The organism is Enterobacter sp. SM3 (assembly GCF_009811935.2).
GTDB lineage: Bacteria > Pseudomonadota > Gammaproteobacteria > Enterobacterales > Enterobacteriaceae > Enterobacter > Enterobacter asburiae_D.
The window spans coordinates 2,696,684-2,719,424 of sequence record NZ_CP099971.1 but is presented as its reverse complement, the minus strand read 5'-3'; the positions used below and the strand labels follow the sequence as shown (position 1 = coordinate 2,719,424).

General features: G+C 54.8%; 19 protein-coding genes and 1 other annotated feature. Of the genes, 9 read left to right on the top strand and 10 right to left on the bottom strand.

Annotated elements, in window-relative coordinates; all coding sequences use genetic code 11:
* Nucleotides 1-86: 86 nt before the first annotated feature.
* The 5 genes from trpA to GVO84_RS12780 are packed head-to-tail and all read right to left on the bottom strand — an operon-like array spanning nucleotide 87 to nucleotide 6,619.
* A complete protein-coding gene (gene trpA / locus GVO84_RS12800; RefSeq protein ID WP_159514357.1) occupies nucleotides 87-896 on the bottom strand; it encodes a tryptophan synthase subunit alpha in 810 nt (269 codons plus the stop codon).
* Nucleotides 896-2,089 carry a tryptophan synthase subunit beta gene (trpB, locus tag GVO84_RS12795; protein WP_047647557.1) on the bottom strand — a complete coding sequence of 398 codons (1,194 nt, stop codon included), beginning with the start codon at nucleotides 2,087-2,089 and terminating at the stop codon, nucleotides 896-898. Before trpB ends, trpA begins: the two co-directional genes overlap by 1 nt.
* Nucleotides 2,090-2,099: 10 nt before the next feature.
* Nucleotides 2,100-3,458, bottom strand: a complete 1,359-nt coding sequence (trpCF, locus tag GVO84_RS12790; RefSeq protein WP_159514356.1) for a bifunctional indole-3-glycerol-phosphate synthase TrpC/phosphoribosylanthranilate isomerase TrpF — start codon at nucleotides 3,456-3,458, stop codon at nucleotides 2,100-2,102.
* 3 nt (nucleotides 3,459-3,461) lie between these two features.
* Complete coding sequence (trpD, locus tag GVO84_RS12785; RefSeq protein WP_159514355.1) at nucleotides 3,462-5,057, bottom strand: bifunctional anthranilate synthase glutamate amidotransferase component TrpG/anthranilate phosphoribosyltransferase TrpD; 1,596 nt, start codon at nucleotides 5,055-5,057, stop codon at nucleotides 3,462-3,464.
* Nucleotides 5,057-6,619 (bottom strand): anthranilate synthase component 1, encoded by a 1,563-nt coding sequence (locus tag GVO84_RS12780; protein WP_159514354.1) that lies wholly within the window; start codon nucleotides 6,617-6,619, stop codon nucleotides 5,057-5,059. The genes trpD and GVO84_RS12780 overlap by 1 nt, the downstream gene beginning before the upstream one ends.
* A gap of 23 nt (nucleotides 6,620-6,642) precedes the next feature.
* Nucleotides 6,643-6,737: a sequence feature (Trp leader region), on the bottom strand.
* Between the two features lie 160 nt (nucleotides 6,738-6,897).
* Between GVO84_RS12780 and rnm the strand changes: the two genes are divergently transcribed.
* Both rnm and GVO84_RS12770 read left to right on the top strand, forming a co-directional pair.
* On the top strand, nucleotides 6,898-7,779 hold the full coding sequence (gene rnm, locus GVO84_RS12775; RefSeq protein WP_159514353.1) for an RNase RNM: 882 nt from the start codon (nucleotides 6,898-6,900) through the stop codon (nucleotides 7,777-7,779).
* On the top strand, nucleotides 7,776-8,396 hold the full coding sequence (locus tag GVO84_RS12770; protein ID WP_003856793.1) for an L-threonylcarbamoyladenylate synthase: 621 nt from the start codon (nucleotides 7,776-7,778) through the stop codon (nucleotides 8,394-8,396). The genes rnm and GVO84_RS12770 overlap by 4 nt, the downstream gene beginning before the upstream one ends.
* A 323-nt stretch (nucleotides 8,397-8,719) precedes the next feature.
* On the opposite strand, the gene GVO84_RS12765 is transcribed toward GVO84_RS12770, so the two are convergent.
* Nucleotides 8,720-9,871 carry a PAAR domain-containing protein gene (locus GVO84_RS12765; RefSeq protein WP_159514352.1) on the bottom strand — a complete coding sequence of 384 codons (1,152 nt, stop codon included), beginning with the start codon at nucleotides 9,869-9,871 and terminating at the stop codon, nucleotides 8,720-8,722.
* Between the two features lie 378 nt (nucleotides 9,872-10,249).
* On the opposite strand from GVO84_RS12765, the gene rluB reads away from it, so the two are divergent.
* The gene (rluB, locus tag GVO84_RS12760) at nucleotides 10,250-11,125 is read left to right on the top strand and encodes a 23S rRNA pseudouridine(2605) synthase RluB (protein WP_023312076.1); all 876 of its coding nucleotides are present in this window, start codon (nucleotides 10,250-10,252) and stop codon (nucleotides 11,123-11,125) included.
* Between the two features lie 36 nt (nucleotides 11,126-11,161).
* Here the strand turns inward: rluB and cobO are convergent, their stop codons facing one another.
* Both cobO and GVO84_RS12750 read right to left on the bottom strand, forming a co-directional pair.
* Nucleotides 11,162-11,752 carry a cob(I)yrinic acid a,c-diamide adenosyltransferase gene (gene cobO, locus GVO84_RS12755; RefSeq protein ID WP_024907116.1) on the bottom strand — a complete coding sequence of 197 codons (591 nt, stop codon included), beginning with the start codon at nucleotides 11,750-11,752 and terminating at the stop codon, nucleotides 11,162-11,164.
* Entirely contained in the window at nucleotides 11,749-12,510 is a 762-nt protein-coding gene (locus tag GVO84_RS12750; RefSeq protein ID WP_159514351.1) for a YciK family oxidoreductase, read from the bottom strand. The genes cobO and GVO84_RS12750 overlap by 4 nt, the downstream gene beginning before the upstream one ends.
* Before the next feature lie 251 nt (nucleotides 12,511-12,761).
* On the opposite strand from GVO84_RS12750, the gene sohB reads away from it, so the two are divergent.
* The gene (gene sohB / locus GVO84_RS12745) at nucleotides 12,762-13,808 is read left to right on the top strand and encodes a protease SohB (RefSeq protein WP_121423982.1); all 1,047 of its coding nucleotides are present in this window, start codon (nucleotides 12,762-12,764) and stop codon (nucleotides 13,806-13,808) included.
* 34 nt (nucleotides 13,809-13,842) lie between these two features.
* Here the strand turns inward: sohB and GVO84_RS12740 are convergent, their stop codons facing one another.
* Nucleotides 13,843-14,094: a YciN family protein gene (locus tag GVO84_RS12740; RefSeq protein WP_023312072.1), complete on the bottom strand. Its 252-nt coding sequence runs from the start codon at nucleotides 14,092-14,094 to the stop codon at nucleotides 13,843-13,845.
* Nucleotides 14,095-14,493: 399 nt separating this feature from the next.
* On the opposite strand from GVO84_RS12740, the gene topA reads away from it, so the two are divergent.
* The 5 genes from topA (at nucleotide 14,494) to acnA (ending at nucleotide 21,978) form a co-directional block, all read left to right on the top strand.
* A complete protein-coding gene (topA, locus tag GVO84_RS12735) occupies nucleotides 14,494-17,091 on the top strand; it encodes a type I DNA topoisomerase (protein WP_029740526.1) in 2,598 nt (865 codons plus the stop codon).
* A gap of 187 nt (nucleotides 17,092-17,278) precedes the next feature.
* Nucleotides 17,279-18,253, top strand: coding sequence for an HTH-type transcriptional regulator CysB (gene cysB, locus GVO84_RS12730; protein WP_159514350.1), 975 nt, complete (start codon nucleotides 17,279-17,281; stop codon nucleotides 18,251-18,253).
* Nucleotides 18,254-18,591: 338 nt separating this feature from the next.
* Nucleotides 18,592-18,732, top strand: coding sequence for a YmiA family putative membrane protein (locus tag GVO84_RS12725; RefSeq protein ID WP_213327741.1), 141 nt, complete (start codon nucleotides 18,592-18,594; stop codon nucleotides 18,730-18,732).
* Nucleotides 18,733-19,043: 311 nt separating this feature from the next.
* Nucleotides 19,044-19,142, top strand: coding sequence for a small membrane protein YmiC (ymiC, locus tag GVO84_RS12720; protein ID WP_032623144.1), 99 nt, complete (start codon nucleotides 19,044-19,046; stop codon nucleotides 19,140-19,142).
* Between the two features lie 160 nt (nucleotides 19,143-19,302).
* Nucleotides 19,303-21,978 carry an aconitate hydratase AcnA gene (gene acnA / locus GVO84_RS12715; protein ID WP_159514349.1) on the top strand — a complete coding sequence of 892 codons (2,676 nt, stop codon included), beginning with the start codon at nucleotides 19,303-19,305 and terminating at the stop codon, nucleotides 21,976-21,978.
* A 36-nt stretch (nucleotides 21,979-22,014) separates the two neighbouring features.
* Here the strand turns inward: acnA and ribA are convergent, their stop codons facing one another.
* On the bottom strand, nucleotides 22,015-22,605 hold the full coding sequence (ribA, locus tag GVO84_RS12710) for a GTP cyclohydrolase II (protein WP_121423974.1): 591 nt from the start codon (nucleotides 22,603-22,605) through the stop codon (nucleotides 22,015-22,017).
* Between the last annotated feature and the right edge of the window lie 136 nt (nucleotides 22,606-22,741).

The following is a 22,741-nucleotide window of genomic DNA, read 5'->3' as shown; positions in this document are numbered from 1 at the left end:
CGAAAGGATCAATTTTGACGTAATCCTTTTTAGATGGTGGGGAAGAAAGGGTAACCGTCTGGCTGAGATGCCAGACGGCAGAAGGATTATGCTTTACGCGTCGCCGCTTTCATTGCGGTCACAAATGCTTTCAGCTCGGCCAGCATCTGCTCTGGCTTGTCCACGTTCTTTTCAATGATCTTCACAATCGCGGAGCCGGAGATGGCACCTGCCGCCTTAGCGTCAATCGCTGCGGTGACCTGATCCGGGGATGAAATCCCGAACCCCTGCAGCGGAGGTGCGGCATGGTACTCGGCCAGCTTCTCCACCAGATGATGCAGCGGCAGTGCGGCTTTATTCTCGGTACCGGTCACGCCTGCGCGGGAGAGCAGGTAGGTATACCCGCGTCCGTAAGAGGCAATCTGGCGCAGCAGTTCGTCATCAGCGTTCGGTGGGCAGATGAAAATCGGGGCGACGTTATGGCGCATTGCCGCCTGACGGAATGGCGCAGACTCCTCAACCGGCACGTCTGCCACCAGAACGGAGTCGACGCCCACGCGAGCGCACTCGGCGTAAAACTCATCAATACCGCGGTTGAACACCAGGTTGGCGTACATCAGCAGGCCAATCGGAATGGTCGGGTGCTTCTGGCGAATCGCCGCCAGCATCTCGAAGCACTGGGTTGGTGTTACGCCCGAAGCAAATGCGCGCAGCGTTGCGTTCTGGATGGTCGGGCCATCCGCCAGCGGGTCAGAGAACGGAATACCCAGCTCCAGCGCGTCGGCGCCGGCTTCAATCAGGGTGTCGATAATCTTCAGCGACTGTTCCGGGCCCGGATCGCCCAGGGTGACGAAGGGAACGAACGCGCCTTCCTGGCGGGATTTCAGCTCTGCAAATACATTATCGTAGCGTTCCATCAGATTTCCCCTCGTGCTTTCAGAATATCGTGAACGGTGAAGATATCTTTGTCACCGCGGCCGGAAAGGTTCACCACCAGCAACTGTTCTTTTTCCGGGTTTTCTTTAATCATTTTCAGCGCATGCGCCAGTGCGTGCGAAGACTCCAGCGCCGGGATGATCCCTTCGCTGCGGCACAGCGTTTTAAAGGCTTCCAGCGCTTCGTCATCGGTAATGGAGACATAGTCCGCGCGGCCGGTACTGTTCAGGAACGCATGCTGTGGCCCGACGGACGGGAAGTCGAGGCCGGCAGAAATAGAGTAAGACTCTTCAATCTGTCCCTCATCGGTTTGCATCATCGGGGATTTCATACCGAAGTAGATCCCTACGCGGCCATGCTTCAGCGGCGCGCCGTGTTCACCCGATTCAATGCCGTGACCGGCAGGCTCGACGCCAATCAGACCCACGCTGGTGTCGTCGATAAAGTCTGCGAACATGCCGATGGCGTTAGACCCGCCGCCAACGCAGGCGATCACCGCATCCGGAAGGCGACCCTCTTTTTCAAGGATCTGCGCTTTGGTCTCTTCACCGATCATGCGCTGGAATTCGCGCACGATAGTCGGGAACGGGTGCGGGCCCGCCGCGGTACCGAGCATATAGTGTGCGGTGTCGTAGCTGCCAGACCAGTCCCGCAGCGCTTCGTTACAGGCATCCTTCAGCGTGGCAGAACCGCTGTGTACCGGGATCACTTCTGCCCCCATCAGGCGCATGCGGAAGACGTTCGGAGACTGACGTTCAACGTCTTTCGCCCCCATATAGATGCGGCATTTCAGGCCGAGCAGGGCGCTGGCAAGCGCAGAGGCCACGCCGTGCTGACCTGCGCCGGTTTCGGCGATGATTTCGGTTTTACCCATACGCTTCGCGAGCAGCGCCTGGCCCAGCACCTGGTTAGTTTTATGCGCACCGCCGTGCAGCAGGTCCTCACGCTTCAGATAAAGCGTGGTTTTGGTGCCTTCCGTCAGGTTACGGCATTTGGTCAGCGCGGTCGGACGACCGGCGTAATTTTTCAGCAGGTCGGTAAATTCCGCCTGAAACGCCGGATCCTTCTGCGCGCTGACAAAGGCTTCTTCCAGCTGGCGCAGCGCGGGCATCAGGATTTGCGGGACGTACATCCCGCCGAACTCACCAAAATACGGGTTAAGTAATGTCGTCATCTTCTCTTCCTTAATATGCACGCAGAGTTTTAAAAACCGAGGCCAGCTTGTTGGCATCTTTAATACCCGGTTGGGACTCTACGCCTGAATTGAAATCGAGGCCTGCGCAGCCGGTTTTGGCGGCTTCTACGCAGTTATCCGGGCTTAATCCGCCCGCCAGCAGGACGTTGTCCAGTTTTTCGCCGTTCAGCAGCGACCAGTCAAAACGCTGGCCGGTGCCGCCCTGGCCGTTATCAAGGACGTATCTGTCCACATGGTTGAGGTTACGCGAGGGCAACGTATCGCCGACGCTTTGTGCTTTCCAGATCTGTACCTGGGGTGCCAGCGCGGCGCGCAGGGCATCGATGTAGCTCTGGTCTTCATCGCCGTGGAGCTGCACCGCGCTCAGGGATAACGCGTCGGCTTTGGCCGCAACGTCTGCAATATCTGCGTTGCGGAAAACGCCCACGTAGCTGAGCGGAGCCGCTGCGATGACCTTACGCGCCTGCTCTTCGCTGACCGCGCGTGGAGAGGAATCCACAAAGATCAGCCCGCCGTAAATCGCCCCGGCTTCATACGCGGCTTGGGCATCCTGTTCGCGGGTTAAGCCGCAGACTTTGTTTTCACCCAGCAGCACGCGTCGCACGGCCGCGTTGAGATCGTCATGCTCCATCATGGCGGAACCAATCAGGAAACCGTTGGCGAAGTGGCTCAACTCGCGCACCTGGGCATAGCTGTTAATGCCGGATTCGCTGATCACCGTCACGCCAGAGCCCAGACGCGGCGCCAGCTGGCGGGTACGATTCAGGTCAATGGACAGGTCACGCAGGTCGCGGTTGTTGATCCCGACCACTTTGGCTTCCAGCGCAATCGCGCGTTCCAGCTCCTCTTCGTTGCTCACTTCGGTCAGCACGCCCATGTTCAGGCTGTGCGCCACGGCGGAAAGCTGGCGATACTGCTCGTCGTTGAGCACCGAGAGCATCAGCAGGCAGGCGTCGGCCTGGTAAAAGCGCGCCAGCCAGATCTGATACGGGTCGATAATAAAGTCTTTGCACAGGATCGGCTGCGGCGCGATACCGCTGACGATCGGCAGGAAATCGAAGCTGCCCTGAAAATATTTCTCATCCGTCAGCACGGAGATGGCTGACGCATGATGCTTATAAATGCCGGCAATACGCGCCGGGTCGAAATCGTCACGAATAACGCCTTTAGACGGGGAAGCTTTTTTGCACTCAAGAATAAACGCGGTGCGTGCACCCTGCAGGGCATCATAGAAACGTCGTTGGCTTGGTACGACGTCATTCTGGAAACTGGCAAGCGGCTGCTGTTGCTTGCGGGCTTCCACCCAGATGGCCTTATCGGCAACGATTTTCGCTAAAACGGTCTGCATTCTTTACCCTCTTGCCGCAAGTGCGGTAACGCGATCGTAAGCTGCACCGGAGCGCAGTACATCCAGAACTTTTTGAACGTTGGCCTTCAGGTCTTCCTCACCGTGCAAGCGCATCAGCATGGCGACGTTGGCCGCAACGGCGGCCTCATGAGCGACCTCTCCCTTACCTTGTAATAAGCGCGTCAGAATGTCACGGTTTTCTTCCGGCGTACCGCCAGCCAGCGCTTCCTGGTGATACGGCGCGAGGCCGAAGTCGGCAGCGTCCAGCTGATAGCTGAGGATTTCACCATCGCGCAGTTCGGCCACCAGCGTCGGCGCATGAAGAGAAACCTCATCCATACCGCCGCTGTGCACCACGGCGGCACGTTGGTAACCCAGCACGCGCAGCGTCTCGGCAATCGGCAGAACCAGTTCCGGGCTATAGACGCCAATCAGCGCCAGCGGTGGATGCGCCGGGTTGATCAGCGGGCCGAGCACGTTAAACAGCGTGCGGGTTTTAAGCTGCTGACGAACCGGCATCGCGTGGCGGAAACCGGTGTGATACTTCGGCGCAAACAGGAAGCAGACGCCCAGGTCATCCAGCGCTTCACGGGAACGCTCGGCGTTCATATCGAGATTAATACCGAATGCGGCGAGCAAATCGGAAGAACCTGACCGGCTGGAAACGCTGCGGTTACCGTGTTTTGCGACCTTCAAACCACACGCCGCCGCCACGAAGGCGCTGGCGGTGGAGATATTGATGCTGTTACTGCCGTCTCCCCCGGTGCCGACAATATCGGCAAACTGATAGTCCGGGCGCGGGAACGGGGCGGCATTTTCCAGCAGGGCCGTAGCGGCACCGGCGATCTCCTGCGGGCTTTCGCCGCGCACCTTCATGCTCACCAGCGCGGCCGCCAGCTGTTCAGGCTTCAGCTCACCGCGAACCACGGCGGAGAAGAGCTGGTGGCTCTCCTGCTGGCTCAGGGTCTGCGCCTGGTACAGTTTTTCCAGAATCGGCTGCAGGGTATTGGTCTGCTCCAGCTTCTGTAACGCCCAGTCGAGCGTCTGCTCCAGCAGGCGGGCGCCGTGGGAGGTCAGGATAGATTCCGGGTGGAACTGCAGGCCGCAGACGCGGTCCGCATCGTGGCGCACCGCCATCACCATGCCTTCAAACGAGGCGTTGATGGTCAGCCCAGCTGGAATATTGCTGCCAACCAGCGAGTGATAGCGCGCGACCGGGAGCGGGTTCGGCAGCCCGGCAAACATTGCCTGGCCGTCATGTTCAATGCTGGACGCTTTACCGTGCAGGATCTCGCCCGCCTGGCCAACGTAGCCGCCATAGGCTTCAACGATCGCCTGATGACCGAGGCAGATGCCGATAATCGGCAGCTTGCCGCGCATACGGGTCAGCAGCTCCGGCATACAGCCCGCTTCGCTCGGTGCGCCTGGCCCCGGAGAGAGCATCAGCACCGGGTTTTGCATGGTGGCCAGACGGTCAATCAGGGTCTGCGCCGGTACGTGGTTGCGATAGATAACGACGTTATGGCCATTCGCACGCAGCTGATCTGCCAGGTTATAGGTAAAGGAGTCGATATTATCGAGCAGCAGAATGTCAGCCATCAGAAAATCTCCTGTGCATGGTGTGCGGTAGCAATGGCGCGAAGGACCGCACGGGCTTTACTGCGCGTTTCGTCAGCTTCAGACTGCGGAACAGAATCAAGGACAATCCCGGCACCCGCCTGGACGGTGGCAATACCGTCTTCAACATAGGCGGAGCGGATCACGATGCAGGTATCCAGGTCACCGTGGGCCGTGAAGTAACCCACCGCGCCGCCGTAGCTGCCGCGACGGCGTCCTTCAGCGGCGGCAATCAGCTGCATAGCGCGCACTTTCGGCGCGCCGCTCAGGGTGCCCATGTTCATGCAGGCGCGGTAGGCGTGCAGCACGTCGAGGTCGTGGCGCAGCTCACCGACCACGCGGGAGACCAGGTGCATCACGAACGAATAGCGGTCAACTTTAGTCAGGTCCGCCACGTAGCGGCTGCCTGGGGTGCAAATGCGTGCCAGATCGTTACGCGCCAGGTCAACCAGCATCAGGTGCTCGGAGAGTTCTTTGTGGTCGGTACGCATTTCGAGTTCGATGCGGCTGTCCAGATCGCGATCCAGGGAGCCGTCGGCGCGACGTCCGCGCGGACGGGTTCCGGCAATCGGGTAGATCTCAATCTGACGGCTGGTGGCATCGTACTTCAGCGAGCTTTCCGGCGAGGCGCCGAACAGCGTGAAGTCGTTGTCCTGCATGAAGAACATGTACGGGCTTGGGTTACTCTTTTTCAGCACGTCGTAGGCTGCGAGCGGTGACGGACAGGGAAGGGAGAAGCGACGGGAAGGTACGACCTGGAAAATTTCCCCGGCGCGAATTGCCTTTTGCATCTGGCGAACCACGGCGCCGTACTGGTCGTCAGTCTGGTTAACGTCGCATGTCATTTTTTCCACTCGCTGCACCGGAAGTGCAGGCGGCGCTTCCGTCATCTGCTGCTGCAGCTGAGCAATGCGGTGCTCAAGACGATTTTTCTCAGCGGGAGAGGGCGTGAACAGGCTTGCCTGGATGCGGGTGTATTGCTTCTGGTGGTCGATCACCAGCAGCGTTTCAGCCAGATAGAAACAATAGTCCGGGCAGCGATTACCCTGCTCGGTTTCAGGCAACTCTTCAAATCCGGCGACCAGGTCATAAGCGAACAGCCCACCAAAGAACATCGCCTCACGCTCGTCTTCCGGCACGGTGACCAGGTTCTGCAGCAGGCGGAAGGCATCGAAAACGGACAGGGAGCAGAGGCGCGCGTCTTCGTCCAGCAGCTGGCTCACCGGCGGGAAATGCAAAATGCGCATTTCTGGATGACGTTCGTTTTCAATGCCTGAAGGCAGGGCGGCATCCAGCAGCGGCAGCAGCGATGCGCCATTGTCTGACAGCGCCTTGATTGTGACGGTGTCACCTAGAGCGGTAATGCGCAGCGCGCTGTCGACCAGCAGCAGGCTCTTGAGATCGTCTTTACTGTCGATATCCGCAGATTCCAGCAGCAGCGTTGCCGGACGGGCACCGCAGACCTGATGAAACAGCGCGGTGGGGTTGTGGCGATAGGCCGCCTCGCAGGTCAGCAGTTCGAGGTGTGGTTTGGCTGTTTGCATTATTTTGTTCTCATTTTCTGTTCAAAAAAAAGCCCGCTTGGAAGCGGGCTGGGTATCTGTTTGCATTTCGCAGACGCGTGACACTGCCCGAGGATCAGGAAGTACGCCACCAACAGTGCAGAGTGAAGTGTGCTGTCATTTTCAGATACCTTTCTCGCGTGAACTTGTGTACTAGTTAACTAGTTCGATGGCGAGTTGTCAACCCTTGATTTCAGAATTTCGCGTTAAGTCGGTATCATGGTGTTTTCGGATGTCTCCAACCTGTTATGGGAAGTGCTTTGAGCGATACCACCTACGCCATTATTTATGATTTACACAGCCATACTCAGGCCTCTGATGGCCTGCTGACACCCGAAGCCCTGGTTCATCGTGCCGTTGAAATGCGCGTCGGCACGCTGGCGATAACCGATCACGATACGACAGATGCCATTCCGGCGGCGCGCGCCGAGATTGCCCGCAGCGGGCTGGCGCTGAATCTGGTTTCCGGCGTTGAGATTTCAACCCTCTGGGAAAACCATGAGATTCATATCGTTGGCCTGAACATCGATATAGACCATCCGGCACTGACGGCATTTTTGCAAGAACAAAAAACGCGCCGCACTCAGCGTGCAGAGATGATCGGCGAGCGTCTCGAAAAGGCGCATATTCCGGGCGCGCTGGAAGGTGCGCAAAAGATGGCGAACGGCGGGGCGGTCACTCGCGGTCATTTCGCCCGTTTTCTGGTAGAAGCCGGCAAAGCGACGAACATGGCGGATGTCTTTAAAAAGTATCTGGCGCGCGGGAAAACCGGATACGTTCCGCCTCAGTGGTGTACAATAAAACAAGCTATTGATGTGATTCATCATTCTGGCGGTAAGGCCGTGCTGGCCCATCCGGGACGGTATAATCTTTCTGCTAAATGGCTGAAAAGGCTGCTGGCACACTTTGCCGAATGCGGTGGCGAGGCGATGGAAGTCGCCCAGTGTCAGCAGGCGCCCAACGAGCGCGCGCAGCTCGCGACCTATGCCCGCCAGTTCGGCCTGCTTGGGTCACAGGGGTCTGATTTCCATCAGCCCTGCGCCTGGATCGAACTGGGGCGCAAGCTCTGGTTGCCCGCTGGCGTTGAGCCGGTCTGGCAGCTCTGGGAACAGCCGCAGCAAATTGAAGAGAGGGAAGTATGAGTCAGTTTTTCTATATCCATCCGGATAACCCGCAGCCACGTCTGATCAACCAGGCCGTGGAGATCGTCCGCAAAGGCGGCGTGATTGTCTACCCGACCGATTCCGGCTACGCGCTGGGCTGCAAAATTGAAGATAAAGGGGCGATGGAACGCATATGCCGTATTCGCCAGCTGCCGGACGGCCATAACTTTACCCTGATGTGTCGCGATCTCTCTGAGCTGTCGACCTATGCCTATGTTGATAACGTGGCGTTTCGCCTGATTAAGAACAACACGCCGGGTAATTACACCTTCATCCTGAAGGGGACAAAAGAGGTGCCGCGCCGTCTGTTACAGGAAAAACGTAAAACCATTGGCATGCGCGTGCCGTCGAACCCGATTGCGCAGGCGCTGCTGGAAACCCTCGGCGAACCGATGCTTTCTACCTCGCTGATGCTGCCGGGAAGTGAATTTACCGAGTCCGACCCGGAAGAAATTAAAGATCGTCTGGAGAAGGTGGTCGAGCTGATTATTCACGGTGGCTATCTCGGCCAGCAGCCGACCACCGTGGTCGACTTAACCGAAGATGCGCCGGAAGTGATTCGTGAAGGCGTGGGTGACGTAAAGCCTTTCTTGTAAATAAGGTTTTTAATGCCTGAAATTAAGGGAAGAGTAGAGGCTGGATCTCTCCAGCCTTTGTCAGTCATCTCACTTTCTTGAATATGAGCAGGATCAGAGGGACACAAAACACAAATCCGTAAATTGCTGCATCGAAAACTATGCCTGTGGCTTGAAGGATTGAATCAATCGAAGCATGGTATTCATTCAACGGTACAGGGTTAGAAAATTGCATACTTTCATTCTCGCTGAAAGCAGAAAATGAGAATGTAGCTAGCGCCAATCCGATAAAGTAGCAAAGTGATACAATGCCGATTCCGCCCCATCGGAGAATAGTCTTAGTTCTACTTGTCATCGTCATAAGAACCGCCTAATACTCCGCCCAGAGTGCCGCCTGAATATGGAGAAAATGAATCTCCAATAGCCGCACCATCTGCAACCATATGCTGAAATTTCCCACCGGGAGTTTCCTGGAATGGCTGCAAATTACCTGAATTAGGGTATCGCTCTTTAAATATACTTGTCATCTCAACGACAAGCATTGAGGACATGTCTCCACCTTTTGAGATGAGAAATCTTTGCAGTGATACAGGAATGGTAAAATCCTCCTCTGCATCGATAGGCAGCTGTGTCGTCGTCGATGTGTAACCTTGCTCGAATACCTTTGAGCCTGCAAACTTGATCCCTTCGACTGAATGTGTGGTGCAGTTTCTGCCAGTCACATCATACCCGTCAATGGTATGACCTCTTCTCCTGGTGGTTGCTTTCATGTTTGACGTTTGGATCGAGGGTTTACTGCTGTTCCATAGGTCTTCGAAGAACTTTCTTGTCAGTTCTGGATCAGCATCATCTATTTGGAAGACACGAGCACCCATTTCATAGAGTTCAGAACGATAGTATACTCTTGCATCCTCATCTTGCAGAAAGTTGAGAATGCCATCGCCCGTAAACCCTCCAGGATTGGTTCTACCGTAGCGTCCGTAGGTGTAAAGGTAGACATGATTATTCTCATGCACAGAAACGAAAGCGTGACCTGCGTTTTTTGTTTCAGTCCATATGTAAACGCCGTTCAGTAACGTGTTATCTTCTGGCTTGCAGGGGGCAGCAAAGCTATTTTGCTTCTTATCACCCTGTGCATAATGTTCAGGATCTGGTGCTGGCAGAAATGCTGATGGCAGTACCGCTGTTGTTACACTTGAATGTCTTAGGGACGAGACAGTTTCTTGTTCATAACAGTCGGGAATGGTAGGGATGAACCTGGCCTTGCACGGACAGGAACTGACGCTGTCCAGTGTTCCCGCCAGTCTTCTTCCATCGTTCCACATGTCAGATGTGCCACCCAATATTTTATATGTCCCCGGATGCTTGCCGCATGACACGAGGTCACCTTCTCGTGCTCCGGCTACACCATACCAACTTAGCGATTCATCCCCAGTCAGTATCTTCCCTTTGCAGGTAGTCGGATCACCTATCCTTAGATAGAAGCCTATTGCCATAAATCCCTCTACTTTATATGAATATAACCAACCTGACTATTTTACACGCAGTAATTTCATGGGCAATAATGATCGAACGAAAGTAAATTATATCAATGCCCAATTCACGCTTTTGGGCAAGAGGGATGTTTCGGGAAACCGGGTTCGTACTCAAGAACCTGATCCAGCTTGCCAGTTGCTGGACTTAAACTAAAGAAACGTGAAGAAGCATTCCTAACGAAGTTAATGTAATATGTCAGGCCACGTTTGTGTGGGTGTCCTAATTGTGATGCCCTTTAATGTAATAAGTACTTATATTACAATGAGATGCTTTTTAGCTGGCTCATTGTTTCATAAAGTACACCAGACGCCTGTGAAGGCGACACCTGAGGAAGCTCAATGAGCGAGAAGTTACAGAAAGTGCTGGCGCGCGCCGGCCACGGCTCACGCCGTGAAATCGAAGCCATTATTGAAGCGGGCCGCGTGAGTGTGGACGGTAAAATCGCCACGCTGGGTGACCGCGTTGAAATCGTACCGGGGCTGAAGATCCGCATCGACGGTCATCTTATCTCCGTGAAAGAGTCTGCTGAACAAATCTGTCGCGTACTGGCTTACTACAAGCCGGAAGGTGAGCTGTGCACCCGCAACGACCCGGAAGGTCGCCCGACGGTGTTTGACCGTCTGCCTAAACTGCGTGGCGCTCGCTGGATTGCCGTCGGTCGTCTGGACGTAAACACCTGCGGTCTGCTGCTGTTTACCACCGATGGTGAACTGGCAAACCGTCTGATGCACCCAAGCCGTGAAGTGGAACGTGAATACGCGGTGCGCGTATTTGGCCAGGTTGATGAGAACAAACTGCGCGATCTGTCGCGTGGCGTTCAGCTGGAAGACGGCCCTGCGGCGTTCAAAACCATTAAGTTTACCGGTGGGGAAGGCATTAACCAGTGGTACAACGTGACCCTGACCGAAGGACGTAACCGCGAGGTGCGTCGTCTGTGGGAAGCGGTAGGCGTCCAGGTAAGCCGTCTTATCCGTGTCCGTTACGGCGACATTCTGCTGCCGAAAGGACTGCCACGCGGCGGTTATACCGAACTGGATCTGACCCAAACCAACTACCTGCGCGAGCTGGTCGGCCTGACGCCGGAAACCACCTCAAAAGTGGCGGTGGAAAAAGACCGTCGTCGCATGAAGGCGAATCAGATCCGTCGTGCGGTGAAGCGTCACAGCCAGGTGAGCAGCAGCCGCCGCTCCGGCAGCCGTAATAACAACGGTTAATATAAAAGCCCGGTGAATTCACCGGGCTTTTTTCTTTTAGTAATCAACACCAATTTGCGCTTTGATGCCCGCATCAAACGCGTGTTTGACCGGACGCAGCTCGCTGACGGTATCGGCCATTTCCAGAATATCCCGATGACACCCGCGCCCCGTGACGATAACCGTCTGGTGTACAGGACGGTTCTTCAGAGCATCCAGCACGGCTTCCAGCGGCAGGTAGTCGTAGGCGACCATATAGGTGATCTCATCCAGCAGAACCATATTCAGCGAGGGATCGGCCAGCATTCTCTTTGCATGCTCCCAGACGGCGAGACAGGCGGCGGTGTCCGTTTCCCGGTTCTGGGTATTCCACGTAAACCCGGTCGCCATGACCTGAAACTCGACGCCGTGAGGCTCGAGCAAATTCCGCTCGCCGTTGGGCCATGTGCCTTTAATAAACTGGATCACGCCCACTTTTTGCCCGTGACCGACGGCGCGTGTCGCCGTGCCGAATGCGGCGGTGGTTTTCCCCTTGCCGTTGCCGGTAAAGACGATGACGATCCCACGCTCGTCCTGTGCCGCCGCGACGCGCGCATCGACCTGTTCTTTCAGACGCTGCTGGCGCTGCTGATGACGTTCTTCACTCATTGCGAAATTCCTGGTTTACGGCCCGGCTGGGCGTCAAAGGTCATCCCGGTTTTGCGGCGGCTGTCGTCGCCCATCAGCCAGAGATAGAGCGGCATAATGTCTGCCGGGGTTTTCAGCTTCTGCGGATCTTCGCTCGGGAACGCGCTGGCGCGCATTTTGGTGCGCGTACCGCCCGGGTTAATGCAGTTTACGCGCAGATGGCGGCTCTGATACTCCTCCGCCAGCACCTGCATCATGCCTTCGATCGCGAATTTTGATACGGCATAGGCTCCCCAGTTAGCGCGACCCTCACGGCCAACGCTGGAAGAGGTAAAGACCAGGGACCCTGCCTCGGATTTCAGTAATAAAGGAAGCAATGCCTGTGTGAGGAAAAACGTGCCGTTGACGTTGACCTGCATCACCTGCTGCCAGATATCAGGATCCTGTTCATCCATCGGACGCACTTCACCTAACAAGCCGGCGTTATGCAGCACGCCGTCGAGTCTCGGATAGTGGGCGCCGATGCGCTGGGATAACTCCTGGCACACCGCGGGCGTGCAGGTCAGCAAATCCAGTGTATACCACGGGGCCGGCGTGCCGCTTACAGCCTCAATCTCCTGAGCGACGTTTTTCAGTTTTTCTTCGTTGCGCCCAATCAAAATAACGTTTGCGCCGTATTCGGCGTATGTCAGGGCCGCCTCGCGGCCAATCCCGTCGCTGGCACCTGTGACAAGAATGATCCGGTTTTGCAGCAGATTTTTTTGCGGTTGATAATGCACGGTGACTCCTCAGGCGACCGGTAACGCAATGGCGCCTTTATGATGACTTTTCGGCTTTATGCCCGAATTAGCCTAATAATTCAATCAGTCTACAGGACGCATTACTGTAAAATTAACAATTTGCAAATATTTAAACTCCAGGGCGGGGATTCCTGAAGGCGGCTCGCAGAGGTAATGTCACGAGCGAGACGCATGGGCAGGGCTGTTGTACACTGCCGTGAAAGATTCGTGGTTAAATCAAGGTGGAACGCGTGGAATTACTTTCTCAATATGGGTTGTTTTTGGCCAAAATCGCGACGGTGGTGATTGCCATTGCGGTGGTTGCCGTTCTGATTGTCAACCTGACGCAGCGCAAGCGTCAGCGAGGGGAGTTACGCATCACCCGCCTGAGTGAGCAGTATAAAGAGATGCAGGAAGAGATGTCTCTGGCGCTGCTTGATAGTCATCAACAGAAACTCTGGCTGAAAGCACAGAAGAAAAAGCATAAACAGGAAGCCAAAGCGGCAAAGGCAAAAGCAAAGCTCAATGCGCCGCAGGATAAGGCTACGCCACGTGTCTATGTGCTCGATTTTAAAGGCAGTATGGATGCGCATGAGGTTTCCTCTCTGCGGGAGGAAGTGACTGCCGTTCTGGCCGTGGCGACGCCGCAGGATCAGGTTGTCGTGCGTCTTGAAAGCCCGGGCGGGGTGGTTCACGGTTACGGACTGGCCGCCTCACAGCTGCAGCGCCTGCGTGAAAAACAGATCCCGCTGACCGTGGCGGTGGATAAAGTGGCGGCCAGCGGTGGCTACATGATGGCCTGCGTGGCGGACAAAATTGTTGCCGCGCCGTTCTCCATTATTGGCTCGATCGGCGTGGTCGCGCAAATTCCGAACTTTAACCGCTTCCTGAAAAATAAAGAGATTGATATCGAACTTCACACGGCGGGTCAGTACAAACGTACCCTGACGCTGCTAGGGGAAAACACGGAAGAAGGGCGTCAAAAATTCCGTGAAGATCTCAACGAAACGCATCACCTCTTTAAAGATTTTGTGCACCGTATGCGTCCGACGCTCGATATTGAACAGGTCGCGACGGGGGAGCACTGGTACGGCGTCCAGGCGCAGGAGAAAGGGCTGGTGGATGACGTCGGAACCAGCGACGATCTGCTGCTCAACCTGATGGAAGGCCGGGAACTGGTGGGCGTGCGCTTTACCCAGCGTAAGCGACTCCTTGACCGCTTTACCAACAGCGCGGCGGAAAGCGCGGACCGCCTGCTGCTGCGCTGGCTACAGCGCGGACAAAAACCGCTGCTGTAAACAAAAACGCGAGGCACATGCCTCGCGTTTTGCATTAATCGACCAGGTGATATTTCTCGGAAAGCGTATGCGCCAGGTATTTGAACATGTTAAACACGGCGGTGCTTTTCGGGGTCGGCAACCCCTGCTCGTCAAGGAAGTATTCGCCGCTGAAAATCAGCACACCATTACGCTGCTCGACGCCGGTGGCTTCAATGCCAGCCAGCGTATCTTCATGGTCACGAATAAGCTTGTTTGCTTCGATAAGCAGAGAGGCTCGGTCAATAGGTTGGGTCGTATTCTGCATAATCCACTCCTTAAACAGTGACAATAGTCTACGCCGAGGGCGCTTTGGGGGCAAATTTTCCCTGTAATGTGAGGGGATAAGGTGCAGGGGCCTGGCTGGCGGGATTTGCTTTTGCATGCTAATAAAGTTGCGTAACGAATTTTATCAGGTAGAGTGTGCGCTTTCGTCATTCTGGCAACAGAATTGCTTGACATTCAACCGGGAATTCGTCACGAATTACACGAGATGTGAGAAAAATACCCGAAAACTCAATCACCTGGGCGTCTTTTCTTTAACGCCCGGTAAGACAAAGGGGTTGATATCTCCTGACGCAGTCGCAATATCATTGGCTCGTCGTCAGCGGAAGGGAAATCAACGTGCGGCGTATTCCTGGAAGAATTAAATTAGGTAAAGGTGAATATGGGTAAAGCTCTCGTCATCGTTGAGTCCCCGGCAAAAGCCAAAACGATCAATAAGTATCTGGGTAATGACTACGTGGTTAAGTCCAGCGTGGGTCATATCCGCGATTTGCCGACCAGTGGCTCAGCCAGCAAAAAGAGCGCAGACTCTACCTCCACCAAAGGGGCTAAAAAGCCTAAAAAGGATGAACGTAGCGCGCTTGTCAACCGCATGGGTGTGAACCCATGGCACAACTGGGATGCACAATATGAAGTGCTGCCCGGGAAAGAAAAAGTCGTTAACGAGCTGAAGCAGCTTGCTGAAAAAGCTGACCACATCTATCTCGCAACCGACCTTGACCGCGAAGGGGAAGCCATTGCGTGGCACCTGCGGGAAGTGATCGGTGGTGATGACAAACGCTACAGCCGTGTAGTGTTTAACGAAATTACGAAGAATGCGATTCGTCAGGCGTTTGAGAAGCCGGGCGAGCTGAATATTGACCGTGTAAACGCACAGCAGGCACGTCGCTTTATGGACCGCGTTGTGGGCTACATGGTTTCTCCACTGCTGTGGAAGAAGATTGCCCGTGGCCTGTCCGCAGGTCGTGTGCAATCCGTCGCCGTGCGTCTGGTCGTTGAGCGTGAGCGCGAAATTAAAGCCTTCGTGCCGGAAGAGTTCTGGGAAGTTGATGCGAATGTGACCACGCCGGGCGGTGACGCTCTGCCGCTGCAGGTCAGTCATCACAACGATAAGCCTTTCCGTCCAGAAAACCGCGACCAGACCATGGCCGCCGTAGCGCTGCTGGAAAAAGCACGCTATCAGGTACTGGAACGTGAAGACAAACCGACCAGCAGCAAGCCGGGTGCGCCGTTTATTACCTCTACGCTGCAACAGGCTGCAAGCACGCGTCTGGGTTATGGCGTGAAGAAAACCATGATGATGGCGCAGCGCTTGTATGAAGCGGGTTACATCACTTACATGCGTACTGACTCCACCAACCTGAGCCAGGACGCTGTGAATATGGTTCGCGGCTATATCAGCGACAATTTCGGCAAAAAATATCTGCCGGAAAGTGCGAATCAGTACGCCAGCAAAGAGAATTCCCAGGAAGCGCACGAAGCAATTCGTCCTTCCGACGTCTCCGTCCTCGCGGAATCGTTAAAAGATATGGAAGCGGATGCGCAGAAGCTGTATCAGCTGATCTGGCGCCAGTTTGTCGCTTGTCAGATGACGCCTGCGAAGTACGACTCCACAACGCTGACCGTCGGCGCGGGTGATTTCCGCCTGAAGGCGCGCGGTCGTATTCTGCGCTTCGACGGCTGGACGAAAGTGATGCCTGCGCTGCGTAAAGGCGATGAAGACAGAACGCTGCCGGCGGTGAACAAAGGTGACGAGTTGTCGCTTGTCGATCTGGTTCCTGCACAGCACTTCACCAAGCCGCCTGCGCGCTTCAGTGAAGCGTCCCTGGTGAAAGAGCTGGAAAAACGCGGTATTGGTCGTCCGTCGACCTACGCGTCCATCATCTCGACGATTCAGGACCGTGGCTACGTACGCGTTGAAAACCGTCGTTTCTATGCGGAAAAAATGGGTGAGATCGTCACCGACCGTCTGGAAGCTAACTTCCGCGAGTTGATGAACTACGATTTCACCGCGCAAATGGAAGACAGCCTCGACCAGGTTGCCAGCCATCAGGCGGAATGGAAAAAGGTACTCGACAGCTTCTTCAGCGACTTTACCGACCAGCTTGAAAAAGCGGAGAAGGATCCTGAAGAGGGCGGCATGCTGCCTAACCAGATGGTTCTGACCAGCATCGACTGCCCAACCTGCGGCCGCAAGATGGGGATTCGTACCGCAACCACGGGCGTGTTCCTTGGCTGCTCCGGGTACGCACTGTCACCAAAAGAGCGCTGCAAAACCACCATCAACCTGGTGCCGGAGAACGAAGTTCTCAACGTGCTGGAAGGTGACGATGCGGAAACTAACGCTCTGCGTGCCAAACGCCGCTGCAAAAAATGCGGCACGGCAATGGACAGCTACCTGATCGATCCAAAACGTAAGCTGCACGTCTGCGGTAATAACCCAACGTGTGACGGGTATGAGATCGAAGAGGGTGAGTTCCGCATTAAAGGCTATGACGGCCCGATTGTGGAGTGCGAGAAGTGTGGCTCTGAAATGCACCTGAAAATGGGGCGTTTCGGTAAGTACATGGCCTGTACCAACGACGAGTGTAAAAACACGCGCAAAATTCTGCGTAACGGTGAAGTCGCTCCGCCGAAGGAAGATCCGGTTCCGCTGCCAGAACTGCCGTGCGAGAAATCCGACGCGTACTTCGTGCTGCGTGACGGGGCTGCAGGTGTCTTCCTCGCCGCCAACACCTTCCCGAAATCGCGTGAAACGCGCGCGCCGCTGGTTGAAGAGTTGCACCGCTTCCGCGATCGTCTGCCTGAGAAACTGCGTTATCTGGCCGATGCGCCACAGCAGGATCCGGAAGGCAACAAAACCGTGGTACGGTTTAGCCGTAAAACCAAGCAGCAGTATGTTGCGGCCGAGAAAGAGGGTAAAGCGACCGGATGGTCAGCTTTCTTTGTCGATGGCAAATGGGTTGAAGGCAAGAAATAATCTTCCCTTACCGTAACTTACCTGTAAAAGGGCCGGATTTCCGGCCCTTTTTTATTGCCTTGTTATTATTTTTTGTTCCGTACTATACAGTCAGGCTATAAATGATATAGTGGTTATAGTTAACCTGTTTCTTATTATTAAATCGTCTTAAGCGATTGACCGCATGCGCTAAATCGGATGGTCTGGCATGAAATTACAGCAGCTTCGTTATATCGTTGAGGTGGTGAATCATAACCTTAACGTCTCTTCAACCGCCGAGGGGCTATATACCTCGCAACCGGGCATCAGCAAACAAGTTCGTATGCTGGAGGATGAGTTAGGTATCCAGATATTTGCCCGCAGCGGTAAGCATCTTACCCAGGTGACGCCTGCGGGGCAGGAAATCATCCGCATTGCGCGGGAAGTCCTCTCCAAAGTCGATGCGATTAAGTCAGTGGCAGGGGAACATACCTGGCCGGATAAAGGTTCGCTGTATATTGCCACGACGCATACCCAGGCGCGCTATGCGCTTCCCGGTGTTATCAAAGGCTTTATCGAGCGTTATCCTCGCGTCTCTTTGCATATGCACCAGGGCTCGCCAACGCAAATTGCTGAAGCCGTTTCCAAGGGTAATGCAGACTTTGCCATCGCCACCGAAGCGCTTCACCTGTATGACGATCTGGTCATGCTTCCATGCTATCACTGGAACCGTTCTATCGTGGTGACCCCGGATCACCCCCTGGCGAGCAAAGGGTCGGTCTCTATCGAAGAGCTGGCGCAATATCCGTTGGTGACGTATACGTTTGGCTTTACCGGCCGGTCCGAGCTTGATACGGCCTTTAACCGGGCAGGGCTAACGCCGCGTATTGTCTTTACCGCGACGGATGCCGACGTGATTAAGACCTATGTGCGGCTTGGTCTGGGGGTGGGCGTCATTGCCAGCATGGCGGTGGATCCGGTGTCAGACCCTGACCTGGTGCGTCTTGATGCGCACGATGTTTTCAGTCATAGCACCACAAAGATTGGATTCCGTCGCAGCACCTTCCTGCGCAGCTATATGTATGATTTTATTCAGCGCTTTGCCCCTCATTTAACGCGTGATGTGGTTGATACCGCCGTTGCATTACGCTCAAATGAAGATATTGAAGAGATGTTTAAAGACATCAAACTCCCCGAAAAATAATCACACCCGGTATCTTTCCCTTACGGAAAGATACCGAAATAACGCCTCAAAGCTAAATTAGAATTATCATCATCTACGCACTCCCTGTCATATAATGTCATTATCCATTTAACCTGTAAGGTTATAATGTCGTGAATTGGCGACAAAAGTAGAAACTAATTTACGCCTTCGCAAATTTTTCTTTTCAATTATTTATTTCTGGTCAAAAGATTGAATATTTCATACCTCCCGGTGCGTAAATTCACTGGCTTTTCGGCTAAAGTTTCTTTAGGATTTATCTCAACAGATGATTAATTGTACCAATTGTTTGGTCCTAAATGATAAGCGATATCGATTGTATGAGGTTAGCAATGCCTTCAGGAAGTGAAGAACCGCAAAGGGATCCTGCGCTCAAGCGTAAAGCCTGGCTGGCGGTCTTTCTCGTCTCTACCCTGTTTTGGGTGGTGGTTGCTCTCCTGGCCTGGAAATATTGGGGTTAAATATGGCAGTGACGGTACGTACAGAAACGGTTAAACAGATGTGTCAACATCGTGACAACGGCCACAGAGGGCGTAAAGCACCTGCGACTGTTGTACCCGCGTCCTGGAAACTGACGCCGCAGCAGCAAGCGTTTATTGATGTGTTCGCAGAAGACGAACCCAAAAAACAATAATTTAGTTAATTGCGTAATGATGCAAATAGTCTGAATATCGACTCTGCACTTTTGTACTCTTTAATAAATACACATCAGCAATATAGCACTGAGGACCCACCTCGGAACTTTTTATAAATAATGCCTGGTGTCCCTATGATGAATAACATGACGTCTCACAAATACTGGTCATGGATCGGCGTTTTTACCGTGTCGATTCTGTTCTGGAGTCAGCTCATCTGGTTGGCCCTCCACTAAATTGTAAAACCTCGCTACGGCGGGGTTTTTGTTTTCACATTCTGGACCAATCCTAAATTTATCAATTTGGGTTGTTATCAAAACGTTACGACATCTTTGTGTTATCTTTAATTACGGCCCTGATGATTGTCGGGGCATCTCTGTGATTAAGGAGGAGCTTATGTCGTTAACCCTACGCGAAGCCAGTAAGGACACATTACAGGCAGAAAACAAAACCTGGCATTACTACAGCCTGCCGCTGGCTGCCAGAACGCTTGGGGACATTTCGCGTTTACCCAAGTCATTGAAAGTTTTACTGGAAAATCTGTTGCGCTGGCAGGACGGTGACTCTGTCACCCTCGACGATATCCAGGCGCTGGCAGGGTGGCTTGAAAAAGCCCATGCCGACAGAGAAATCGCCTACCGCCCGGCAAGGGTGCTGATGCAGGACTTTACCGGTGTCCCTGCCGTCGTTGATTTAGCCGCGATGCGCGAGGCCGTTAAGCGTCTCGGCGGAGATACGGCCAAAGTGAATCCGCTTTCCCCTGTTGACCTCGTCATTGATCACTCCGTAACCGTTGACCGCTTTGGTGATGACGACGCCTTTGGCGAGAACGTGCGTCTGGAGATGGAGCGTAACCACGAGCGCTACGTGTTCCTGAAGTGGGGCCAGCAGGCATTCAGCCGGTTTAGTGTGGTCCCGCCAGGTACCGGTATTTGTCACCAGGTTAACCTTGAATATCTGGGTAAAGCCGTCTGGAGTGAATTGCAGGATAAAGAGTGGGTCGCCTATCCGGACACGCTGGTGGGCACGGACTCCCATACCACCATGATCAACGGTCTGGGCGTGCTCGGCTGGGGCGTTGGGGGTATCGAAGCGGAAGCGGCGATGCTCGGCCAGCCGGTGTCCATGCTTATCCCTGACGTGGTGGGCTTCAAGCTCACCGGCAAGCTGTCTGAAGGCATTACTGCCACCGATCTGGTGCTGACCGTCACCCAGATGCTGCGTAAGCATGGTGTGGTGGGCAAGTTTGTCGAATTCTACGGAGACGGACTGGATTCACTGCCGCTGGCCGACCGCGCTACCATTGCCAATATGGCGCCGGAATACGGCGCAACCTGCGGCTTTTTCCCCATTGATGATGTCACGCTGGAATACATGCGCCTTAGCGGGCGCAGCGAAGAGCAGGTCGCGCTGGTGGAGGCCTATACCAAAGCGCAGGGCATGTGGCGAAACCCGGGCGATGAACCGGTCTTCACCAGCACGCTTGAACTCGATATGGGGAGCGTCGAGGCGAGCCTCGCCGGGCCAAAACGTCCGCAGGATAGGGTTTCGCTGAGTGACGTGCCAAAAGCCTTTGCCGCCAGCAATGCGCTGGAAGTGAACGTGGCGCAGAAAGACCATCGTCCGGTCGATTATGTTCTGAACGGACATCAGTATCAGCTCCCGGATGGCGCGGTGGTTATTGCCGCCATTACCTCCTGCACCAACACCTCGAACCCCAGCGTATTAATGGCGGCCGGTCTGTTGGCGAAAAAGGCGGTAGAGCTTGGGCTAAAACCTCAGCCATGGGTCAAGGCCTCGCTGGCGCCGGGTTCCAAAGTGGTGTCGGATTACCTGGCGCAGGCCAAACTGACGCCGTACCTTGACGAACTGGGCTTTAACCTCGTGGGCTACGGCTGTACGACCTGTATTGGCAACTCCGGTCCGCTGCCTGAACCCATTGAAACGGCGATCAAGCAGGGCGACCTGACGGTAGGCGCGGTTCTGTCCGGCAACCGTAACTTTGAAGGGCGTATTCACCCGCTGGTAAAAACCAACTGGCTGGCCTCACCGCCGCTGGTGGTCGCTTATGCCCTGGCAGGGAACATGAATATCAACCTGGTGACCGACCCGATTGGCCACGATCGCAAGAATGACCCTGTCTACCTGAAAGATATTTGGCCATCTTCGCGTGAAATCGCGCTGGCTGTTGAAAAGGTCTCAACCGAGATGTTCCGCAAAGAGTATGCGGAGGTCTTTGAAGGCACGCCGGAATGGAAAACCATTAACGTTATTGGCTCAGATACCTATGACTGGCAGGATGACTCGACCTATATTCGTCTGTCGCCGTTCTTTGATGAGATGCTGGCCGAACCTGCACCGCTTAAGGATATTCACGGCGCGCGCATACTGGCGATGCTGGGGGATTCTGTCACAACTGACCACATCTCTCCGGCAGGGAGTATCAAAGCCGATAGTCCGGCGGGTCGTTATCTGCAAAGCCGGGGCGTCGAACGCCGTGATTTTAACTCCTACGGATCGCGTCGCGGCAACCATGAGGTCATGATGCGCGGGACGTTTGCCAACATCCGCATTCGTAACGAAATGGTGCCGGGCGTAGAAGGGGGCATGACGCGCCATCTGCCGGGAACGGAAGTCGTTTCGATTTATGATGCAGCGGTCAAATATCAACAGGAAGGTACGCCGCTGGCGGTGATCGCCGGGAAAGAGTACGGTTCCGGCTCCAGCCGCGACTGGGCGGCGAAAGGTCCGCGCCTGCTTGGCGTTCGCGTGGTCATCGCCGAATCGTTCGAACGTATTCACCGCTCGAATCTGATCGGTATGGGGATCCTGCCGCTTGAGTTCCCGCAGGGTGTGACGCGTAAAACGCTGGGGCTGACCGGGGAAGAGCAGATTGAAATTAGCGGTCTGCAAAACCTGCAGCCGGGTAAAACGGTGCCGGTGAAGTTAACGCGGGCAGACGGGAAAACCGAGGTGCTGGACTGCCGGTGTCGTATTGATACGGCAACCGAGCTGACCTATTACCAGAACGACGGCATTTTACATTATGTGATTCGTAAGATGCTGGACTGATGAAACAAGCCCGGCGCGCGTGCCGGGCTTTTAGCATCACTCTTTCAGCAGATGGCCCATCTTGGCGGCTTTGGTATCAAGGTAGTGAGCGTTTTTCGGGTTACGGCCGACAATCAGCGGTACGCGCTCGACGATGTTGATCCCCGCTTCGGTCAGGATCTCCACTTTTTTCGGGTTATTGGTCAGCAGACGAACTTCGTCCACGCCCAGCAGCTTGAACATATCGGCGCACAGGGTGAAGTCGCGTTCGTCAGCGGCAAAGCCGAGCTGATGGTTTGCTTCAACCGTATCGTAGCCCTGATCCTGAAGCGCGTAGGCGCGGATTTTATTCAGCAGACCAATATTACGACCTTCCTGACGGTGATAAAGCAGCACACCGCGACCTTCTTCTGCAATATGAGACAGGGCGGCTTCCAGCTGGAAACCACAATCACAGCGCAGGCTGAATAGCGCGTCGCCGGTAAGACACTCTGAATGGACGCGGGACAGCACCGGCGTCTGCCCTGAAATGTCGCCAAACACCAGCGCGACATGATCCTGTCCGGTTGCCAGTTCTTCAAAACCCACCATCAGGAAATCGCCCCATGGGGTTGGCAGTTTGGCTTCTGCCACACGTTTAAGCTGCATGTGATTCTCCAGAGTAGGCTGACACGTTTCGTGCCTTTGCCCTGTTTTGCTTTCTGTATCAGTTCATTTTGCCACAAGCTCAGCAGGTTCGCCTAATGGGCACCATGCTATATGAACGTTAAACGCACGATCCGAC

Coding starts and splice junctions, on each gene's coding strand:
- trpA (WP_159514357.1), bottom strand. CDS start 896: ATGGAACGCTACGATAATGTATTTGCAGAGCTGAAATCCCGCCAGGAA.
- trpB (WP_047647557.1), bottom strand. CDS start 2,089: ATGACGACATTACTTAACCCGTATTTTGGTGAGTTCGGCGGGATGTAC.
- trpCF (WP_159514356.1), bottom strand. CDS start 3,458: ATGCAGACCGTTTTAGCGAAAATCGTTGCCGATAAGGCCATCTGGGTG.
- trpD (WP_159514355.1), bottom strand. CDS start 5,057: ATGGCTGACATTCTGCTGCTCGATAATATCGACTCCTTTACCTATAAC.
- GVO84_RS12780 (WP_159514354.1), bottom strand. CDS start 6,619: ATGCAAACAGCCAAACCACACCTCGAACTGCTGACCTGCGAGGCGGCC.
- GVO84_RS12770 (WP_003856793.1), top strand. CDS start 7,776: ATGAGTCAGTTTTTCTATATCCATCCGGATAACCCGCAGCCACGTCTG.
- GVO84_RS12765 (WP_159514352.1), bottom strand. CDS start 9,871: ATGGCAATAGGCTTCTATCTAAGGATAGGTGATCCGACTACCTGCAAA.
- rluB (WP_023312076.1), top strand. CDS start 10,250: ATGAGCGAGAAGTTACAGAAAGTGCTGGCGCGCGCCGGCCACGGCTCA.
- cobO (WP_024907116.1), bottom strand. CDS start 11,752: ATGAGTGAAGAACGTCATCAGCAGCGCCAGCAGCGTCTGAAAGAACAG.
- GVO84_RS12740 (WP_023312072.1), bottom strand. CDS start 14,094: ATGCAGAATACGACCCAACCTATTGACCGAGCCTCTCTGCTTATCGAA.
- topA (WP_029740526.1), top strand. CDS start 14,494: ATGGGTAAAGCTCTCGTCATCGTTGAGTCCCCGGCAAAAGCCAAAACG.
- cysB (WP_159514350.1), top strand. CDS start 17,279: ATGAAATTACAGCAGCTTCGTTATATCGTTGAGGTGGTGAATCATAAC.
- GVO84_RS12725 (WP_213327741.1), top strand. CDS start 18,592: ATGAGGTTAGCAATGCCTTCAGGAAGTGAAGAACCGCAAAGGGATCCT.
- ymiC (WP_032623144.1), top strand. CDS start 19,044: ATGAATAACATGACGTCTCACAAATACTGGTCATGGATCGGCGTTTTT.
- acnA (WP_159514349.1), top strand. CDS start 19,303: ATGTCGTTAACCCTACGCGAAGCCAGTAAGGACACATTACAGGCAGAA.
- ribA (WP_121423974.1), bottom strand. CDS start 22,605: ATGCAGCTTAAACGTGTGGCAGAAGCCAAACTGCCAACCCCATGGGGC.